Annotated in this window: 17 protein-coding genes; 4 read left to right on the top strand and 13 right to left on the bottom strand. The window is 59.8% G+C overall.

Annotation, left to right across the window (positions count from 1 at the left end; translation table 11 throughout):
- Nucleotides 1–23: 23 nt before the first annotated feature.
- From ACXWTF_RS04615 to ACXWTF_RS04565, 11 genes are all read right to left on the bottom strand, one after another.
- Complete coding sequence (locus tag ACXWTF_RS04615) at nucleotides 24–506, bottom strand: hypothetical protein (protein WP_461713834.1); 483 nt, start codon at nucleotides 504–506, stop codon at nucleotides 24–26.
- An 11-nt stretch (nucleotides 507–517) separates the two neighbouring features.
- On the bottom strand, nucleotides 518–697 hold the full coding sequence (locus ACXWTF_RS04610; RefSeq protein WP_461713833.1) for a hypothetical protein: 180 nt from the start codon (nucleotides 695–697) through the stop codon (nucleotides 518–520).
- A 60-nt stretch (nucleotides 698–757) separates the two neighbouring features.
- A complete protein-coding gene (locus ACXWTF_RS04605) occupies nucleotides 758–2,041 on the bottom strand; it encodes a TRAP transporter large permease (protein ID WP_461713832.1) in 1,284 nt (427 codons plus the stop codon).
- Nucleotides 2,038–2,544, bottom strand: a complete 507-nt coding sequence (locus ACXWTF_RS04600) for a TRAP transporter small permease subunit (protein WP_461713831.1) — start codon at nucleotides 2,542–2,544, stop codon at nucleotides 2,038–2,040. The genes ACXWTF_RS04605 and ACXWTF_RS04600 overlap by 4 nt, the downstream gene beginning before the upstream one ends.
- A 10-nt stretch (nucleotides 2,545–2,554) precedes the next feature.
- Nucleotides 2,555–3,067, bottom strand: coding sequence for a TlpA family protein disulfide reductase (locus ACXWTF_RS04595; RefSeq protein ID WP_461713830.1), 513 nt, complete (start codon nucleotides 3,065–3,067; stop codon nucleotides 2,555–2,557).
- A gap of 46 nt (nucleotides 3,068–3,113) precedes the next feature.
- Nucleotides 3,114–5,345, bottom strand: a complete 2,232-nt coding sequence (locus tag ACXWTF_RS04590; protein ID WP_461713829.1) for a TIGR03545 family protein — start codon at nucleotides 5,343–5,345, stop codon at nucleotides 3,114–3,116.
- Between the two features lie 83 nt (nucleotides 5,346–5,428).
- A complete protein-coding gene (locus ACXWTF_RS04585) occupies nucleotides 5,429–6,871 on the bottom strand; it encodes a Mur ligase family protein (protein ID WP_461713828.1) in 1,443 nt (480 codons plus the stop codon).
- Nucleotides 6,868–7,602: an alpha/beta fold hydrolase gene (locus tag ACXWTF_RS04580; protein WP_461713827.1), complete on the bottom strand. Its 735-nt coding sequence runs from the start codon at nucleotides 7,600–7,602 to the stop codon at nucleotides 6,868–6,870. The genes ACXWTF_RS04585 and ACXWTF_RS04580 overlap by 4 nt, the downstream gene beginning before the upstream one ends.
- On the bottom strand, nucleotides 7,602–8,639 hold the full coding sequence (locus ACXWTF_RS04575; RefSeq protein WP_461713826.1) for a D-alanine--D-alanine ligase: 1,038 nt from the start codon (nucleotides 8,637–8,639) through the stop codon (nucleotides 7,602–7,604). Before ACXWTF_RS04575 ends, ACXWTF_RS04580 begins: the two co-directional genes overlap by 1 nt.
- A gap of 8 nt (nucleotides 8,640–8,647) precedes the next feature.
- A complete protein-coding gene (gene ruvA, locus ACXWTF_RS04570; protein ID WP_461713825.1) occupies nucleotides 8,648–9,211 on the bottom strand; it encodes a Holliday junction branch migration protein RuvA in 564 nt (187 codons plus the stop codon).
- 127 nt (nucleotides 9,212–9,338) lie between these two features.
- Nucleotides 9,339–11,204, bottom strand: a complete 1,866-nt coding sequence (locus ACXWTF_RS04565; RefSeq protein ID WP_461713824.1) for a hypothetical protein — start codon at nucleotides 11,202–11,204, stop codon at nucleotides 9,339–9,341.
- Between the two features lie 210 nt (nucleotides 11,205–11,414).
- Between ACXWTF_RS04565 and murJ the strand changes: the two genes are divergently transcribed.
- Together murJ and cysS are read left to right on the top strand one after the other, a co-directional pair.
- A complete protein-coding gene (murJ, locus tag ACXWTF_RS04560) occupies nucleotides 11,415–12,821 on the top strand; it encodes a murein biosynthesis integral membrane protein MurJ (protein WP_461713823.1) in 1,407 nt (468 codons plus the stop codon).
- The gene (gene cysS, locus ACXWTF_RS04555) at nucleotides 12,808–14,208 is read left to right on the top strand and encodes a cysteine--tRNA ligase (protein ID WP_461713822.1); all 1,401 of its coding nucleotides are present in this window, start codon (nucleotides 12,808–12,810) and stop codon (nucleotides 14,206–14,208) included. Before murJ ends, cysS begins: the two co-directional genes overlap by 14 nt.
- Nucleotides 14,209–14,239: 31 nt before the next feature.
- Here cysS and ACXWTF_RS04550 read toward each other — a convergent pair whose 3' ends face one another.
- Complete coding sequence (locus ACXWTF_RS04550) at nucleotides 14,240–14,611, bottom strand: hypothetical protein (RefSeq protein WP_461713821.1); 372 nt, start codon at nucleotides 14,609–14,611, stop codon at nucleotides 14,240–14,242.
- A 193-nt stretch (nucleotides 14,612–14,804) separates the two neighbouring features.
- Here ACXWTF_RS04550 and ACXWTF_RS04545 point away from each other — a divergent pair, with 193 nt between their 5' ends.
- On the top strand, nucleotides 14,805–15,362 hold the full coding sequence (locus ACXWTF_RS04545; protein ID WP_461713820.1) for a PAS domain-containing protein: 558 nt from the start codon (nucleotides 14,805–14,807) through the stop codon (nucleotides 15,360–15,362).
- Nucleotides 15,363–15,459: 97 nt separating this feature from the next.
- Here ACXWTF_RS04545 and ACXWTF_RS04540 read toward each other — a convergent pair whose 3' ends face one another.
- A complete protein-coding gene (locus ACXWTF_RS04540; protein WP_461713819.1) occupies nucleotides 15,460–17,022 on the bottom strand; it encodes an inorganic phosphate transporter in 1,563 nt (520 codons plus the stop codon).
- A gap of 149 nt (nucleotides 17,023–17,171) precedes the next feature.
- On the opposite strand from ACXWTF_RS04540, the gene mgtE reads away from it, so the two are divergent.
- A complete protein-coding gene (mgtE, locus tag ACXWTF_RS04535) occupies nucleotides 17,172–18,521 on the top strand; it encodes a magnesium transporter (protein WP_461713818.1) in 1,350 nt (449 codons plus the stop codon).
- Nucleotides 18,522–18,548: the final 27 nt, after the last annotated feature.

Raw genomic sequence — 18,548 nt, 5'->3', positions numbered from 1 at the left:
CACCGGGCCGCGGCCCGGCAAACCTATTTCAGTTTCATGGGGTGCAGGGAGCGGTACTTGTCCGGGAGCACTCTTTGTTGAATGGTTTTCGGCTTGGGAATGGTGCCCGAGACCAGCGGCGCAAAAGCCGTGCCGGGCTGCGGTGTCAGATAGATATCCGACCCCTGCGATGTCGGCTTCTGCCACGGGGGTGACGCCCACGGAAGCAGCAGTGAGAGCTGGCACTCGTAGGTCTCGCCGTCGCGGGGGTCTTTGCCCGAATGTGCCGACATCTCGATCGTCACGGTGCCGTTGTAGCTGTAAGTGTGCAGGCCGTCGCCGTTGAGGTCGAAACGGAAGAACTTCCCGGCAATGGACTGATGCTGGGCGTTATAGACCGTACACATCACCTGCGCATCCGACGAACGGACCTTGACCAGCTTGACGGGGACCTTGAACGTAAAATCCACCGGGGCGCCCCAGGCGGAAACCGCGGCGATGAAGGTTATCAGAAGAAGATGTTTCATGACCGCCTCCTTTACTGCACCCGGCCGTGCATCTCGACGGTCGGTGTCGTTATCACGGGCGCCGTGTAACCCGTCCGGTCGACTTCATCATACGCGGGCGGCGCCTGGACCTTGCCGGTCATCTGGATCGAGGGCGTCGCGAACACCGTCCCGAAGGCCACCGCCGTCCCTGTCAGCAACATGAGTATCATCCATTTTTCACGCATCACGCACCTCCATTCCCACAGTATACCAGTTTCCCCGCGCGGGGTTTAGATAAAGGCGAAGACGAGGTCGGGGAAGAGCATGACGATGCCGATCGCCAGGAGCTGCAGCAGAATAAAGGGGATGATCCCCCGATAGATCTGCAGTGTCGTCACCATCGTCCCCGCCGCGCCCTTGAGGAAAAAGAGCGCCAAACCGAAAGGCGGGGTGAGGAAGGAGGCCTGCAGGTTCAGCGCGATGAGGATCGCGAACCAGACGGGGTCGATGCCAAACGCGTGCATGACGGGCACGAGAATAGGTACGACGATGAAGGAGATCTCAATGAAATCGATAAAGAAGCCGAGGATAAAGATGGCCAGCATCGCGACCCCGATAAAGACCCAGACGTTCCCGATATCGTGACTGAAGAACTCCAGCACGAGGTCACTGCCGCCGAGCTCGTTGAAGACAAGGCTGAAGGCCGTCGCCCCGATCAGGATCATAAAGATCATCCCGCTGAGCTTGACGGTCTCCAGCAGGGCGTAGCTCACCATGGAGCGGCTGAGGGTTCGGTTGAAGGCGCTGAGTGCCAGGGCGCCGACGACGCCGAAGGCTGCTGACTCCGTCGGCGACGCGATCCCGGCAAAGATGGAGCCGAGGACCGCGACCATCAGCAGCAGCGGCGGGGCGATGGCCGTCAGCGCCTTAATGATGCCAACGTGTTCTCCCCGGGCCGCCGCCGGGGCGGCTTTTGGCTTCAGCGCCGCATAAAGCAGAATATAGACGATATAGAGTCCGACGAGGACCAGCCCCGGCAGTACCGCCCCCATGAAGAGCTCCCCGACGCTGACGTTCATGACGTCGCCGAGGATGATCAGGATGATCGACGGCGGGATGATCTGCCCGAGCGTGCCGCTGGCCGCGACCGTGCCCGATGCCAGCCCCTTGTCGTATCCCGCGTTCAGCATCAGCGGCAGGGCGATAATGCTCATCATCACGACCGAAGCGCTGACGATCCCCGTCGAGGCGGCGAGGATCGTACCGACGAGCACGACGCTGACGGCCAAGCCGCCGCGCAGTCCTCCGAAAAGCCCGCCCATCGTCTCGAGCAGCTTCTCGGCCATTTTCGACTTCTCCAGGATCAGCCCCATGGCGATGAAGAGCGGGACCGCCATCAGGGTCGTATTGCCCATGATGCCGTAGATGCGGAACGGCAGCAGGCTGAAGACCTGCAGCCCCAGTTCGGGGATCAGCAGCGCAAAGAGCAGTGCGACGCCGCCGAAGACGAAGGCGACGGGGATACCCGAGAGGAGCAGCGCCAGTGCGATGACGAACATGGCCAGCGCGATCACAGGCTCTCCTTCAACGCATGCCACGCCTCGGCCAGCTCACGCAGTGCCTGCAGTATCAGCAGCGCAAACGCCAGGGGGATCAGCGCCTTGACGACGAAACGGTAAGGCAGTCCGCCCGGGTCTGAGGAGGCTTCCATCTGCTCAAAACTCATCAGGACGAAATCGAAACTGACGTAGAGGATCAATGCGGAGACGGGTAGCACGAAAAAGAGCATCGTCACCACGTTGACGATCTGTTTGGTCCGTTCGGAGAAGCGGTCGTAGAAGATATCCACGCGCACATGTGCACCCCGGTGCATGGCGTAGGCAACGCCGAGCATGATGACGACATCGAACAGGTGCCACTCCAGCTCCTGCAGCGCAACGGAGCCCTCATGGAAAAGGTAGCGGCGGGTGGCGTCAAAAACGATCAGGAGCACCAGCATGCCCAGGACGGCTGCGCTCAAGGCGCCGACCGTACGGATCAGTAGTCTGACAAAGGCCAACTTCCCCTGCTCTGTCATATCCTTACAGTCACTTCTTGAGCAGTTCGCCGAAGATCATCTCCAGGTCTTTCTCGCTCAGATACCCCGGAATAATTTCGGACACCTCGCCTTTGCCGTTAAAGACGATGTTGAAAGGGATACTCCCGTTGAAACGGGCACGCGACCCGATGTGGCGAACGATCGCCATATTGTCCTCGTATTCGAAAACAGGGTAGTTGAACCCGCCTTTCCCGGCGATCTGCGCGCGATCTTGCGGCATCATGCGCCCCTGCATATGGATACCGATAATGCCGATGCGCCCCCCGTAGCGTTTTGTGAGCGCCTGCAGGTGCGGGATCTCTTTTTTGCAGTAGCGGCACTGTTTGCCGAAAAAGTTCACCAGCACCGGTTTCCCCTCATACCCTTTGAAGCGCATGCCGTTGGGCAGTTCTGTTGCGGCGATCGTCTTCTCACCCGCCGCCTTGAGTGTAAACATGTCAGCAGCATCCGCAGCGCCCATCATCAGCAGCAGTGCCGCCATTATCATCATTACTTTTTTCATTTCACCCCCGTTTTTCCTATGGTTTTCTCTGACGTCCGCGCACCGTTTAGAACGGGAGCGCGCCTTTAAGCTTATCACCGACCGAACCGCCGCCGGCGAGTTTCGTCGCCTCCTCGGCCAGTTTGCCGAGCATCGTATTCTGATCGCCGGCAAGTTTGTCGACATCGGCGATCCCCGCCTGTGATGCTTTCAGATCAGCCAGCTGTGCGGCGGTGTCACCCCCTAGCAACGATTTGAGCTCACCCTGGTACTTCTCAAGCTCCTTGCCCATCGCTTTGCCGAGCCCCCGGGAGATCTGGCGGTCCAGGTCGGATGTGACACCGACGGTCGGGGCCGTCAATGTCCCGCCCAGGGTCGTGTCCAGTTTGAAGGCGGAAATTCCGCTGAGGATACTTGAGACGATCTCGCCCGTTTTGCCGCTGAGCCCCTCGGCCGTGATGGCCGCGTCGCTGAAGGCGAAACTCCCCGTCCCGGCGAGCGCCGTGGCGTCGCTGAGGCTGAGCGTCCCCGTCATGGCGAGGTTGCTCTTGTCCAGAAGCACCGGCTTCATATCGAGCGCGTCAAGCGGAATCTGCTGCGCTTTAAAGTTCACGCTGTCCTTCACCGTGTCGCCCAGGCGGTTGTCCTCGCCGTCAAGCACTAGCCCTTTGACCGTCGGGCCGTCGCTCGTCGCCTTGAAGGTCAGCGGACGCCCCAGTGCCTTCTGGTTGTCGGAGATGTCGCGGACTGTGCCCGAGAAAGCCTGGGTCTTGAAGAGACCGTCGATCTGGGTCAGCGCGATCAGCATATCCGGTGCCGGGATCGTCTGCGGGTAGCGCATCCAGCGCCCCTCGCCCCGCGGCGGCACCGCCTCCTCCGGCGGATTCTCATCCCCGGCGCTGCCGAGGTAGGGAGAGACCATCCCGTAGTATTTACGCGCCATGGCAAGGTACCCTTTGATCTTCTCCCCAAAGAGGCCGCCGATGACGTTCAGTGCACCGTTACCGTCGAGGGTATAGGTCGATTTGAGGCGGTTGTAGTCCGCCATCGGGGCGTCTTTGACCTGCTGCATCAGGACGGCGATGCGTTTGCGGTCGCGGTCGAAATCCGCCCTGATCTTCTCGAGCGCCTTTTTGCGCGCATCGATCTTCTCTTTGAACGCCTTGACCTCCTGGGCCAGCTTGAGCATCGACTGCGGATCTTTTGACTTGCTCATCGTCTTGAGGTTGTCGAGGTCACCCTTCAGTTCGTTGAGGCTGTCGCCACTGAGCTCCTCCTTGGAGGTCTTCTCCCAGCGTGCCTTGATCTCACCGATCTCTTTTTGCGCGTCCTTATAGACCTTGACCGACTGCAGGTCCGCCTGGACAATGAGGGTCTTGGGGTCGGGAAATTCGAACGTCGGAAGTGCGAACCCCTCCCCATCCGCTTTTTCTGCCGCTGCTTTCTCGGCAGTTGCGGGAGATTTTTTCAGCGTTGCCGGGGTGTCGAACCCGACGCCGCTGACGATCATCTTCTCGATATGCACCCTATCCATCAGCAGTGCCGAGAGATCGGCGTCGAAACTGATCAGCTCCGCCGAAACGGCGTCGACCCCCTCTTTTTTGCCCGCGACTTCCAGGCGGTGGATGCTCACCGCACCCTTGCTGAAATCGGTATCGACGGCACCGACACGGACATCACGCTGCAGCGCGAGGCTGCCGCCCGTCTCCACGGTCCATTTGAGCAGCGGGTCGATGACCAGCAGCGCCACGGCCGTAATGACCCCGCCCCCGGCGACATAGAGGCCCGCGCCCCACCAGCGCAGCGTCGGGTCGAGGTGCGTCGTCGCTTTGAGGAAACCGAAGGTTCCCAGCACCGGGCGCCGTTCCAGGAAAGCCGCCAGCACCGTGCGGTAACGTCCGATCAGCCATCCCAGCAGCAGATAGAGCGGTACGGCCAGCAGCAATGAGACGACCGTCGCCCCCATGACAAGGGTATTGTTGAAGTGCGTCAGGCGGACGAAGCCGTTGTTATAAAAGCCCGTCCAGAGTCCCTGCAGCCCCTCGCTGCTGAGGAGGACGTAACCGAGCTGTTCAAACCAGGGGTCAAAGAGGTAACCCATTCCCGCAAATAGCGCCGCCGAAACAAAGAAGAGTCCCAGGTGGATATTGAGCAAAAAGGCGAGCAGAAGGATCACCGCATTCTGCAACCCGCTGATGGGCGTCAGCCCGGCGATCATCCCGAGGGTGATCGCCAGCGTCACCTGCCAGGGGCTTTGGGCGGAGTTCAGGGCTTTGAAAAGCTTGAGAAGAAATTGCATGGGGGCTCCTTTGGCTCTGGGGCGGTTGATAGTGCCCGTATTATATTACAAAATAATTTGCCGTCGGTTACGCGTGCGCACCCCTAGATAAAGTTCGGGGCGTCGTTGGCAAAATAGATGATGTCGCCGGGACGGGTCTTCTCGGCCAGCACAGAGGTCAGTGTGCTCTTCTCTTCGAGGTAGAGGGCGTCGGGAACATTCAGCTGCGCTTTGAACTGCGCGGCGTTGAGTTTTCCGGTGACAATGACGAGGTCAAACACCCCGTTGATCGCCTCGATTAGTTCGCGGTTGAGGGCTTCCGTGCTCTCCACGAGCCCCGGCGTGACGATCACTTTGCGCCCCGAGTGCACGGAACAGAGGCGGATCCCCTCTTGCATCCCGTCGATATTGCCGTTGTAGCCGTCATCGAGGATGATCTTGCCCCCGGCATCGATGCGCTGCAGGCGGTGTTCGACGGGCTGCAGCGCATCGACCCCTTTTATGATCGCATCGTCTGTCATCCCCATCGCCCGGGCGATCAGCACGGCGGCCTCGATGTTCACGGCGTTGAAGCCGCCGAGGAGCGGGGCATGCAGATGCAGCGGTGCCTCATCAAGGGCGAGGTCGAACGACGTCCCCTCCAGATCGGCGGCGATGTTTTCGATCTCCGTCCCGAAGAAGCGCACCTTTTCATGGGGTTCTTCCGTCGCCTCAAAGTGCACGAAGGCCTGTTCCAGGCGCGGCGACTGGATCAGTTCCAGCTTGGTGCGCACGATCGTCTCCAGGTCGCCGAAATACTCCAGGTGCTGCGGACCGACCTTCCCGACGACGGCGTAGTGCGGTTCTACGAGCTGGGCGATCTCCAGGATGTCACCGGGACGGCGGGCCCCCGCTTCACAGACGTAGACCCGGGCCGTTTCGGGAAGGGATTCGTTGATATCTTTGATGATGCCGCCGAGGGTATTGACGCTGCGCGGCGTCATGTAGACCTCGAACTGCGTCCCGAGCAGCTGGGCGATGAAATTTTTCATGCTCGTTTTGCCGTAGCTTCCCGTCACGGCAACGACGGTCAGCCCCTCCAGACGGGCAAGTTTGCGCTTCGCCTCTTTTTTATAGGCGAGGAAGAGGAACTTCTCGATGCCCGTGGAGAGCAGCCACGCCAGCAGCAGCGGCAGGAAAAGCGGCAGAGTGCCGCAGCTCTTGATGAGGCAGAGGAAATCCCCGAACAGCGTCAATGCGCCGAGCAGGATAAAGAATCGCCTGACCCGCCTCGTCAGCACCAGCTTCTTGTCCAGGCGCCGGTACCACCAGACAAAGGCGCCGAAGTAGAGCAGGAAAAAGAGCGGAAAGAGGTCACCGAGGATGAAATAGGCGAGAAAAGGCACAACGAAGTAGAGAAGGTGCCAGCTGCGTTTGTGATGGTTGAGCACGACGCGTTCGAGCTTGTAGCTGTACCACTGCAGGTTGAGGATGAGATACCATCCCAGCGTCAGGACCAGTGCGACGTTGGTCGCAAATGCCACGGCCTGCGCCATCGCCGGGGTCACTTGACGCTCCGGGTGAATTCGGCGGCAATCTCCGCCGCGACCGCCTCGGGCTGTTTGAGGAAGAAGTAGTGGTCCCCCTCCATCGCGACCAGGCGGCTGTTCTCAATGAGCGTGACGATCTTTTCCGCGCTCTTCATCGGGGTTGCCGTATCCTCGCGCCCCCAGCACAGCAGCGCCCGCCCGCCGAAATGGCGGAAGGTGCCCGAAAAATCTTCGTTGACGACACGCTTGAAGGTCTCGTACATCACTTTGTTGAGGCTTTTGGCATCCTCGGCGACGAAACGCGCGCGCAGCTGGGCCAGGCCCAGGTTCTTGAGCAGTTTGAACGCGGCGATCTTCGCCCGCACCTTCAGCGGTTTCGGCCAGACGATCCCCGCCGAGGAGAGCAGCACCAGCAGCCGGGGACGCAGCAGGGTCGCGACCTTGCCGCCGAAGGAATGGCCGACGATGATCTCCTTGTCGTTGGCATTGATCTGCGCCAGGAACAGCTCCATGATATCGGCGTAGCCTTCACTGTCCAGTGCGATCGGCGCCGTCGAGTTGCCGAAGCCCGGCAGGTCGATATAGACGTGGCGGAAGGTATCGAGCGTTTGGCCGAACGCCTGTTTCATCAGTGCTTTGTTCGATCCCCACCCGTGCAGGAAGACGATGGTGTGCTGCGCCCCGGGGTTGACGATCTCGTAGCTGACCGTGAACGTCTGCTGGGCGTATTGGAGGGTCTTGATGGCCACTATTTTCCTTTGGCTGCGTTGATGGAGTGGATGTATTTGTAATCCACCTGCGGGCGGCGCGCGCTAGGCAGGTTGGAGAGCAGGTCATTGATGGCGGCGGGGAAATCCGCGAAAAGATAGTTCGCCATCGATCCCGGGATGGGGTTGATCTCGTTGAGATAGACCTCGCCGTCGATGACGAAAAAGTCACAGCGGATCAGCGCCCCTTCAAAGAGCCCCTCATAGATGGAAGTGAAAGCGCTTTTGAGTTTCATCGCCAGCACGTCCTCGATCGCGGCGCCGCCGACCTCCCCGCTGCGGGCGAAGTCGAGGTACTTCTTGTCGAAATCGAGGAACTCGTTCTTCTGCGGCTCTTCGATAATGGAGTAGACGATCCCCTCCGCCCCGCGGTAGCCGGCCAGGTTATACTCTTTGACCCCGGCGATGAAAGGTTCGACGATGACGCTGTCGTCGAACTCGAAAGCGACGTCGAGGGCATAATCGAGTTCCGCTTCGTTCTTGACGACGCTGACCCCGATGGAGCTGCCCAGGCGCGAGGGCTTGACGATGCAGGGCATCGGTGTCTTCACCGTGCGTGCCGCCGTCGCGTGCAGCTCTTCATAGGCCACCGTCTTGACGCCGCGGCCCGCGGCGAACCACTTGGTCATACGCTTGTCGAAGCTCAGTACCGACGCATCGGTACGCGGACCGATGAAGGGGATATCGAAGAACGACAGCAGCGCCGCGACCGTGCCGTCCTCGCCGTCGGCGCCGTGGATCAGGTTCAGCACCGGCACTGCATACTCCGTGGAACCCAGGCGGCGTTTCTGTACGAACGCCCCTTTGCTCAGTGTCAGCACCGGGGCTTTTTTATAGTGGCCGGAGGCAAAATACTTCGCCTTCATGTTGGCGCGGTCGATCAGGTAGAGGGTGTGGTCCTGGTCGCAGAACACGAATGTCAGCTCATAGCCGGAAAGTTTCTCCATCACGGTGATGGCGCTGACGATGCTGATCTCGTGCTCGTAACTCGCGCCGCCGAATACAATCGCTAATTTCAAGGTGATCCTTACAGTTTCTGAAGTAGTTTAAGCGCCTCTTTGACAAGGGCGGAGGTCTCGGTGCTTTCGCATTTGGCCAGGGCTTTGGCCACTTCCTCTTTCTTGAAGCCCAGGGACTCCAGGGCCTGTGCCGCTTCGCCGGAGGCGGCCGGGGCGGCCGCATGTCCGGCAGTCAGTTCGATGTCGAAACCGGCCAGCTCCACGAGGATCCGCCCCGCACTCTTGGGACCGATACCGGGGACGCGCTTGAGCTGGGCGATGTCGCTGGCCGCGATCACCTGCCCGAACTGCGCAGGCGTGAAGGTCGAACAGATCGCCTGCGCGACCTTGGGGCCGACGCCGTTGATCTTGATGAGCCGTTCAAAAAGCACCTTTTCGCTCTTCTCAAAAAAACCGAACAGCAGCTGGGCGTCTTCGCGGATGATGTGGGAGGTGTGGAGTTTGACCCGGGGTTCGCGGATGGCGCCGTAGGTCTGCAGCGAGATGAAAACCTCGTAGATGAGTCCCGAAACGTTCAGGTGCACCACTGTTGGTTCTTTATGTTCTACCGCGCCTTCTATCCCGACGATCATCCCCGCTCCTGCAGCCAATTTGATTGTTATTGTAATGCAAAGGGGGTTAAAGTTGTGTAAAAGGGAGAGGGCCGCGAACGGCCCCTGCAGCCGCCCGAAGGTGCGGCACGGCGGCGGTGCGGTACGGTTATTTCCCGCCGCGGCGTTTGCGCGGGTAGGTTTCGTCGTTGTCGGAGGGATCCGAGCAGCTGGCGTCTTGCATATCGATCCTGCCGTCACCGTCGTTGTCGATGCCGTCGCTGCACTCCGGGAGCGGTTCAGGCGTCGCCGTGGTCGTCGGATCCGTCTCATCATCATCGGCGCTGTCGGCACACCCCGGATCCGCCAGGTCCGCCAGGCCGTCACCGTCATTGTCGGCACCGTCACTGCAGGCCGGAAGCGGTGCACCGCCGCCGCCCTCGACCTCGAACGCCGCCGACGCGATCTGCGCCGTTTTCATGGACGATGCGTCAAACATCGTCCGGAAGGCCGCCGCTTCCGATGACGTATCGCGGAACATATCCTGGGCAAAGGCGTAGGAGACCGGCTGGTAAAGCAGTGCCGCCTCCACGCGGTAGCGTCCCTCCGGCAGCCCGCTGACGCGGTAGGAGAGCGTGTCGCTTCCGCCGATAAAATCGGCATCGTTTTCGGCATTGCCGTGTACGCGGATATCCGCAGAAGCCGTCGCTTTGTCAAAGCCCGCAGGCAGGATACGGTTGTCTTTTTTATACCCCATGCCGCGCAGCAGGGTATAGGTCACGTCGCCCAGATTGTTCGCCATGATCGTCTCGTAGATCTGGACCTGGTCGGCCGAGGTGATGACGTCATAATGCGGCTCGTACGCCGCAGCATCGCCGTCCGCGTCCGCCCCCTCGATACTGCCGTCGGCATTGGCGCGGCCCGATTCGAAGACGACGCTGCCGCCGGCATCGGTCACTTTGAAATGCACGAACGCCCGGCGGGAGGGGAAGCTGGTCGGGAGCTTGTGGCCCGTCGTACTGCTGATTTTGAGCACGACCTCCAGCGTCCCCTCCCGGAGCGATGACTGTACGACCTCGACGGAGGCGGCGCTTTTGAGCATCTCCCCCGTCTTGGCGATCGTCGTATCAAAGTTGTTCGCCGTCACTTCCAGCGCGCTTTTGTTGTTCTTCAGGATATCCAGCAGCAGGACGTTGCCGCCGACGAACATATGCTCTGCAAAGCCCTCACGCGGCGTATTTGCCCAGTTCGGGCGCATCGAGATACGTACGCCGTCAACCCGCTTCATGTGGCACTCCTGGCAGCTTTTGCTCTGGGCGTAGCTGCTGTGTTCCCACTCGCTGTAGGGCATCTGTTCCGGGAACCCGCTCTCGGGGGTCGTGCTCAGCACGTTCCCGTTTTCATCGACATAGGGCGTTTTCAGATTGTGGCAGCTCGCGCACATCTTCGAGGCACTGATGTGGTCGCTCTGGCGGATCGTATAGTTGAGGTTGTTGATCATCGGGCCGGCAAAAACGTCGCCGTACTGGCCGTAGATGCTCCGGCTGTCGTCGACCTCGTAACCGCCGGACATACCTGAGAGCGTTCCAAGATTGCTGCTATCCTTGACCTGGTGGCAAAGCGTACAGCTCACCCCGTTCAGGGCCTCATCGTGATGTGCATTACCAGGGTCCAGGAAGCCGTTGCCGAAGATCGCGATTTCGTCGCCGGAGCTGTGCGCCTCGACATTCGCCATCGGGGCGTGGCAGCGCGTACACTTGTCGTTGATCACCCCTTCCAGGTGCGGGTTGCGGTTGATCTCGGTGCGCACTTTCGCCCGCCACATGGGGTCTTTGGAGGCGTTGGCCATCATCGTGGAGGACCACGCCGTCTCGATCGAGACATCGTTGCCGTAACTGTCCGTCATCCCGTTGTGGCAGCGTACACAGTTCCCCGACCCCATAAAGTGATAGGACGTAAAATAACTGTCCTCCGCCTCTGCAAGGGTGACCAGCAGCCCCAGCAAAAGCAGACTCTTTCTTAAAATAACATTCACTAACATCTCCTAATATCAAAGTAGAAGCGCATGTTAAGAAAATAGTGTTACTTCTGTGTTAATTTATTAAATGTGATAAATTCGTGACCCCTGCCCCAGCCGTCCCGGGAGATGAATTTGAGTTCCCCTGTGCTAGAATCCCTGCTTATAAGGGAGTTTTATCGATGATCCACGCAAAAAGCTGCGCTTCGGCCGGCCACGGGAAGGCAGATGTTTAAATCCATCTTTACCAACAGTTTCGGCATCCTCTTTTCGCGCATCCTCGGGTTTGCCCGCGACCTGCTCACCGCATCGGTGCTGGGGGCGAACATCTACAGCGACATCTTCTTTATCGCCTTCAAGCTCCCCAACCTCTTCCGGCGCATCTTTGCGGAGGGGGCCTTCACCCAGTCCTTCCTCCCCGCCTTCACCCGCTCGAAGCACAAGGCGGTCTTTTCGGTCCACATCTTCCTTGTCTTCCTGGGCATCATTTTGCTCATGACCCTCGCGGTCAACCTCTTTCCCGCCCTCGCGGCCAAAGTGATCGCGCTGGGATTTGACGCGCAGACGGTACAGATGGCCGCCCCCTACGTCGCCATCAACTTCTTCTACCTGCCGCTGATCTTCGCCGTCACCTTCCTGAGCACCTTCTTGCAGTATAAAAACCACTTTGCGACGACGGCCTTCGCGACGGGCCTGCTCAATATCGCCCTGATCCTCGCCCTGATCCTCGCCCGCGGCGGCAGCGACGAGACCGTTGTGCTCTACCTCAGCTACGGGGTCGTTCTCGGCGGTTTCGCCCAGCTCTTCGTCCACCTGCTCGCCATCCGGGGCCTGAACCTGCACCGCCTCATTGCCGGCGGCGTCCGCTACTACGGCCGCAAAGCCGCAAAAATAAGGGAGGAGACGCGCCGCTTTACCCGGGAGTTCTTCCCCGCCGTGTGGGGGAACTCCACGGCGCAGGTCGCCGCGTTCCTCGACACCTGGCTCGCCAGTTTCCTCAGCGCCGGGGTCATCAGCTATCTCTATTACGCCAACCGCGTCTTCCAGCTGCCGCTGGCGCTCTTTGCCATCGCCACCTCTATTGCCCTCTTCCCCAGGATCTCCCGCCACCTCAAACATGGCAACGAGGCACAGGCCCACGCCATGCTTTCCAAGGCGTTCTGGTTCCTGCTCTACCTGCTGAGCTTCGCGGCCGTCGGCGGCATCGTCCTGGCTGCCGAGATCACGCAGCTGCTTTTCGAACGCGGGGCCTTTACGGCCGGGGACACGGGCGCGACGGCGCTGATTTTGCAGATGTACCTCGTCGGCCTCATCCCCTTCGGGCTGGGCAAGCTCTTTTCGCTCTGGCTCTATGCCCAGCGCCGTCAGGGCGAAGCGGCGAAGATCGCGACCTGGAGCCTGGGGACGAATGTGCTGCTCTCCCTGGCCCTCATCCTCCCCCTTGGCGGCGCGGGCCTGGCCCTGGCGTCGTCGCTCGGCGGTACGGTCGCCCTCGCCGCGACGCTGCGGGCCGTGGGCCGGGCGCACCTATCTGCTATAATTCGCCCAAAAAACGGGCTCTGGTGGGCGCTTGCCGTAGCGCTTTTCACCGTTGCCGTCCTCGCATTCAAGGAGCTCATCCATGCATATATTTGACAGTGTCACCAAGACCAAACGCCCCTTCGAGCCGCTGATCCCGGGCAAGGTGTCGCTCTACGTCTGCGGCCCGACCGTCTACGACGACGCCCACCTGGGCCATGCCAAGAGCGCCCTCGTCTTCGACCTGCTCCGCCGCGTCCTTGAGGCTGAAGGCTACGATGTCACCTATGCCCGTAACATCACCGATATCGACGACAAGATCATCAACAAATCCCGCGAAGCCGGCATCGCCATTACCGAGCTGACCGACACCTACACCGAGGCCTACCACCGTGATATGAGCGCGCTGGGGGTACAGCGCCCCACCCTGGAGCCCAAAGCGACCGAATCCCTTGAGGCGATGTTCGACCTCATCGGGAAACTGCTCGACACCGGCCACGCCTACCAGACGAGCAACGGCGACGTCTATTTCGATACGGGGAGCGACAGCGGGTATCTGAGCATCTCCAACCGCCGCCAGGACGAAGCCGATACCCAGCAGCGCGTCGAGAGCTTCGGAGAGAAGCGCCACGCCGCGGACTTTGCGCTGTGGAAAGGGGTACAGGATGACGCCGTCGCCTTTGACTCGCCCTTCGGCAGGGGGCGCCCGGGGTGGCACACCGAGTGCTCTGCCATGATCGAAAAACACCTCAGCACCCACATGGAATACGCCATCGACATCCACGGCGGCGGGGCCGACCTGCTCTTCCCCCACCACGAGAACGAGGCCGCACAGACCCGCTGCGCCACCGGACATGAACTGGCGCGCTACTGGATGCACAACGGGTTCGTCACCGTGGGCGGGGAGAAGATGAGCAAGAGCCTCGGGAACAGCTTCTTTATCAAAGATGCGCTGAAAGCCTATAGCGGCGAAGTACTGCGCTTCTTCCTGCTCGGCACCCACTACCGCAGCGACTTCAACTTCAACGAAGAGGACCTGCTGGCCGCCAAAAAACGGCTCGACCGCCTCTACCGCCTGAAAAAGCGCCTCTTCGGCATGAAAGTCGTGGAGGAGAAGAGCCCGTTCCAGACGGCGCTGCTCGAAGCGCTGGGGGACGACCTCAATATCTCCAAGGCGCTGGCGCTGCTCGATGAGATGATGGCCGCGGCCAACGAGGGACTCGACGCCAGCCCGAAAGACAAGGGGCTCAAACGCCGTATCCTCGCCGACCTGGCCTACGTCGAATCACTCCTCGGGTTCGGGACGATGAACCCCTACGAATATTTCCAGCACGGCATCGACGAGGCGACGAAAGTGAAAATCGAGGATCTGATCGCGGCGCGCAATGCGGCAAAGCAGGCGAAGGATTTCGCACGTTCCGACGCGATCCGCGACGAGATCAGCGCCCTGGGCGTCCAGCTGATGGACACGCCGCAGGGGACCTTCTGGGAAAAAGCGGAATAACCGCCCCCTCCGCCCATCGGCACCGCTGCGATCAGCCGCGGAGCAGTTTGAGACGCCCCTCCGCGGCTTCAAGTCTGTTAATGATCTTCCGCGTCAGCTCTTTGAGATCACTGCTGTAACTGTTCGCCTTCTCCTGGTCCAGTTCGCTGAGCTTCGGCTGACCGCCGAAAAGCTTTGAGACCAGCCCCTTCTCTTTCTGGTAGAGTTCGTAGATCTTGTAGTACTCATCGTGCCACGCTTTGTGCAGCGCCTCGATCTCCTCGATCAGCGAGGCGCCGACAAGCTTTTTGAGTCCCTCTTCATCTTCGCGCAGGGTTTTGTCCACCCCGCACTCCAGGTAGCTCGTCGCTACCGCATCCCCGTCCAGCGGGATTTTTTTGACCATCAACATTACTTTCTGCATTTCGCCGTTTTGGAGTTTTTTTGCCTGGGCAACAACCTGTAGTGCATCATTTTTTTTCATATCTGTATCTCACTTTAAGCGCATGTTTCAAATTAGAAACAATTATACTACCTTAACGTTGAATTTATTTAACGATTGTTAAACTAATTCAGTAACCGTAATTAACGGTACAAATTAACAAAAAGGTTATTTGATGTCAGGTTCTGTTAAAGATCGTATTGATCTCGACCCGAAAAAATATATTGTGAGTAAAACAGATCCGAAAGGGATCATCGAGTACGGGAACGACTATTTTGTCGAAATCTCCGGGTACAAAGAGAGCGAGCTCATCGGCCATCCGCACAATATGATCCGTCATCCGGATATGCCGAAAGTCATCTTCAAAATGATGTGGGAACGCATCAAGAACAAGCACAACATTCTGGCCGTTGTTAAAAACCGTGCCAAAGACGGCCGCCACTACTGGGTCATCACCGATTTCGAGCCGAAAACGGACAAGATCACCAATGAGATCGTCAATTACACCGCCTACCGAAAAGCGGCACCTGACAACGTCATCAATGCCATCGAACCGATCTACAAAAAACTGGTCGAGATCGAGAACGAGAGCGGTATCGAAGGCTCGGAAAAATATCTGCGCGGCTTCCTCGAAGAGAAAGGGAAAAGCTACGACGAATTTATCAATGATCTGGTCGGAAACAAAGGCCTCTTCAAAATCTTCTTTGCAACAATGAAAAAACTTTTCGGGTAACCGGACTGTCCGCACACGCAGGCGCCCTCAACGACGCCCGGCGCGAGCTTCACGCCAATTCTCCCTCCCCACGCTTTTCAATACGCCGTTTCCACGTCTACAACACATTCCGCAGTACAACATACACCAGGGCAGAGAGCAGTGCCGCCACGGGAAGCGTAATGACCCACGCCAGGCCGATAGGTTTCATCAGCGCCCAGTTCGTCTGCTGATTGACCATCCCGATGCCCAAAACCGCACCGATCAGGATATGCGTACTCGACACCGGGATCCCGAAGGTCGTTGCCAGCAGAATCACGGCACTGGCGGAGAGTTCGGCGGCAAAGCCGGACGCCGGGTGCATTTCGGTCAGGTCATGTCCGACGGTCTGGATGACAAAGCGGCCCACGAACCAGAGCCCGCCCACCATGGCGATCCCCGCCGTCAGCATTGCCAGGGGCGGGACGGCCGCCTGCCCGGCGACGGAGCCCGTGCGCAGAACGTCCAGTACCGCCGCGAACGGTCCGATGGCATTGGCGATGTCGTTGGAACCGTGGCTGAAGGCAAAGCCCGACGCGGTAAAGACCTGCAGCCAGCTAAAGAGCAGGAAGGTGGATTTTTCCAGATTTTTGCCCCGGATCGTTTTCGCATAGATAAAGACCGCCATCCAGACAAGTGCTGCGATCATAAACATGACCAGGTACTTGTTGAGGGTGGAAAAATCCAGGTCGATATGCTTGAGCCCTTTGAAGATTACCATACCGCTGATGACCATCGAACCGAACGCCGCGATGAGGGGGACCCAGTTTTGCAGCGCATGATACGCTTTGATCTCCTCTTTGCGCCGGCGGTGCGCATACATCTTCTTGTAGTAGATGGATTCGACGTCTGTCGGGGAGAAGTCGTCTTCATGCTCCGCCTCGGAATCCTCGACGACCTTCAGGTCCTCCGACATCCGCGCTTCCGGCGACATCGCCATGTACTGCTGCTCATACTCCCGGCGCAGTGCTTTCTTCTCCTGCTTGAGCGCCTTGAGCTGCCGGGCCGCCCGTTCGTTGTAGCCCAGGATGAACCGTTTGATCGCACCGTAAAGCAGGTAGGCCAGCAGCGCACCGAGCAGCGGGGAGATCACCCACGAAGAGGCGATGATCCCGATCTTGTGCCATTGCACCACCGCGAAGGCCGTCTCCGCCCCGTCGATCACGATGCCCAGCGCGATGGAGCTGCCGACGATCCCGCCGACGATGGAGTGCGTCGTCGACACCGGCCATCCCCTGCGCGTCGCGATCAGCAGCCAGCCCGCCGCGGCCAGCAGCGCCGACATCATGATGTAGACGAACTCCATCGGGGCCACGTCGACCCCGCCCAGGTCGACGATCCCTTTGCGGATCGTGTCGGTCACCTGGCCGCCGGCAATCATCGCCCCGCTCACTTCGAAGATCCCCGCGACGATCAGCGCCTGCTTCATCGAGAGCGTGCCGGCACCGACACTGGTCCCGAAGGAGTTCGCCACATCATTCCCGCCGATATTGAAGGCCATGAAGATCATAAAGAGGGTGGCGAGCAGGAAAAGCAGCGTATGGTGATGGTAGGTATAGCCCAGTCCCCAGAGGACAAACCACATGGTGGCAGCCCCCAGGAGGGTGGCAAAAAAGAGGTTTTCTTTCGATACGTGCGGCATGGTCAATACTCCGTCATGAACGGCCGATTATCCTGCAGCCCCATTACAGCCGCATTACAGCTGCAACATTTCGGTTCCATTTGCCGGGATCCCTCTTCACGCCGGGAAATACCGACGTTGTTTTCAGGCGCGGATGCTACGATATGGTTATGAAGCCGAAGATCAAAAAGCATGTCGACCGCATCCACGCCGTTGCCGGGGGGCACGAACGGTTCAACCCCACCGACACCGCCAAAAGCCTTGTCAAACTGCGCGGCTATGATGTCGGGCTTTTCTTCTCAAACCTGAGCAGGCTCAGCCACCAGCACCTGGGCGAGGTGCTGCTCGAGCTCCCGGCCGACGCTTTCGCCGCCGCCGCGGAACGCCTCCCCCCGCACCGGCTGGCCCGGGCCGCCGAGGCGATCGAAAGTGACGAGGCGACCGACCTTATCCAGGATATCCGCCAGGTCGATGCCACCCTGGCGGAGAAGATCCTCTCGCTGATGGCCCACGAGGAGCGCCGGGAGGTCCTGGAACTCTCCAAGTTCGAAGAGGACCAGGCCGGGGCCTACATGGAGCGCGAGTTCCTCGCCGCCCACCCCGAGGACACGGTCGCCGACGTCAAGACCCTCATCCGGCTTTTCCGCCAGAACGAACCCGCCGCGCCGATCATCAAACTCTTTGTCACCGATGACGAGGGGCTGCTGCTCGGCACCCTGCACTTCACCGACCTGATCCTCTTCGACGATACGACAGCGATCGGGGAGATCCTGCAGCGCGGCGACCGCAAAGCTCCCCTCTCGATCCGTCCCGCCTCGCCTATTGCGGATGTCGTCCGCCTCTTCGAGGAGTACGACCTCAATATCATCGCCGTCGTCAACAGCGAAGGCAAACTGATCGGCCGGATCGTCTACGACGACATCTACGATATGATCCGCCAGATCGAAACGGAGCAGGCTTACGGTCTGGCCGGGGTCGACGACGAAGCCGAAGAGAGCTCGGTCTCCCGCGCGGCGCACCAGCGCCTCATCTGGCTGCTGTTCAACCTCGTCGCCATCCTGGCGGCCTCCGCCGTCATTAACCTTTACGATGCGACGATCGCCTCCTATATCGCCCTCGCGGCCCTGCTGCCCGTTATCGCCGCCCTCGGCGGCAATGCCGGGATGCAGGCGCTTACCGTCACGATCCGCAAGATCGCCCTGGGGGAGATCGAATACGACGGCGTCTCCGCCGCGGTAAGGCGGGAAGCGCTCATTGTCCTGGCCAACGGCCTCTCCATCGCCGTCGTCGCGGCCCTCATCGTCTCGCTCTGGTTCGGCGATATCCGCCTGGGGGCCATCGTCGCCGGGGCGCTGCTGCTGAACCTGCTCGTCGCCGGGACGGCCGGCACCCTCATCCCCCTGGGACTGCACCGGCTGGGGATCGACCCCGCCGTCGCCTCCTCCATTTTCCTCACGACGACCACGGATGTTTTCGGCTTTTTTATCTTCCTGTTCCTGGCACAAACCTTCCTGCTTTAACTGACCGTAAATCATTATTAAGTATAA

This window comes from Thiomicrolovo sp. ZZH C-3 (assembly GCF_054862725.1).
Note: the sequence above shows the minus strand (reverse complement) of the source record. Positions and strands in the feature narration are given on the sequence as shown.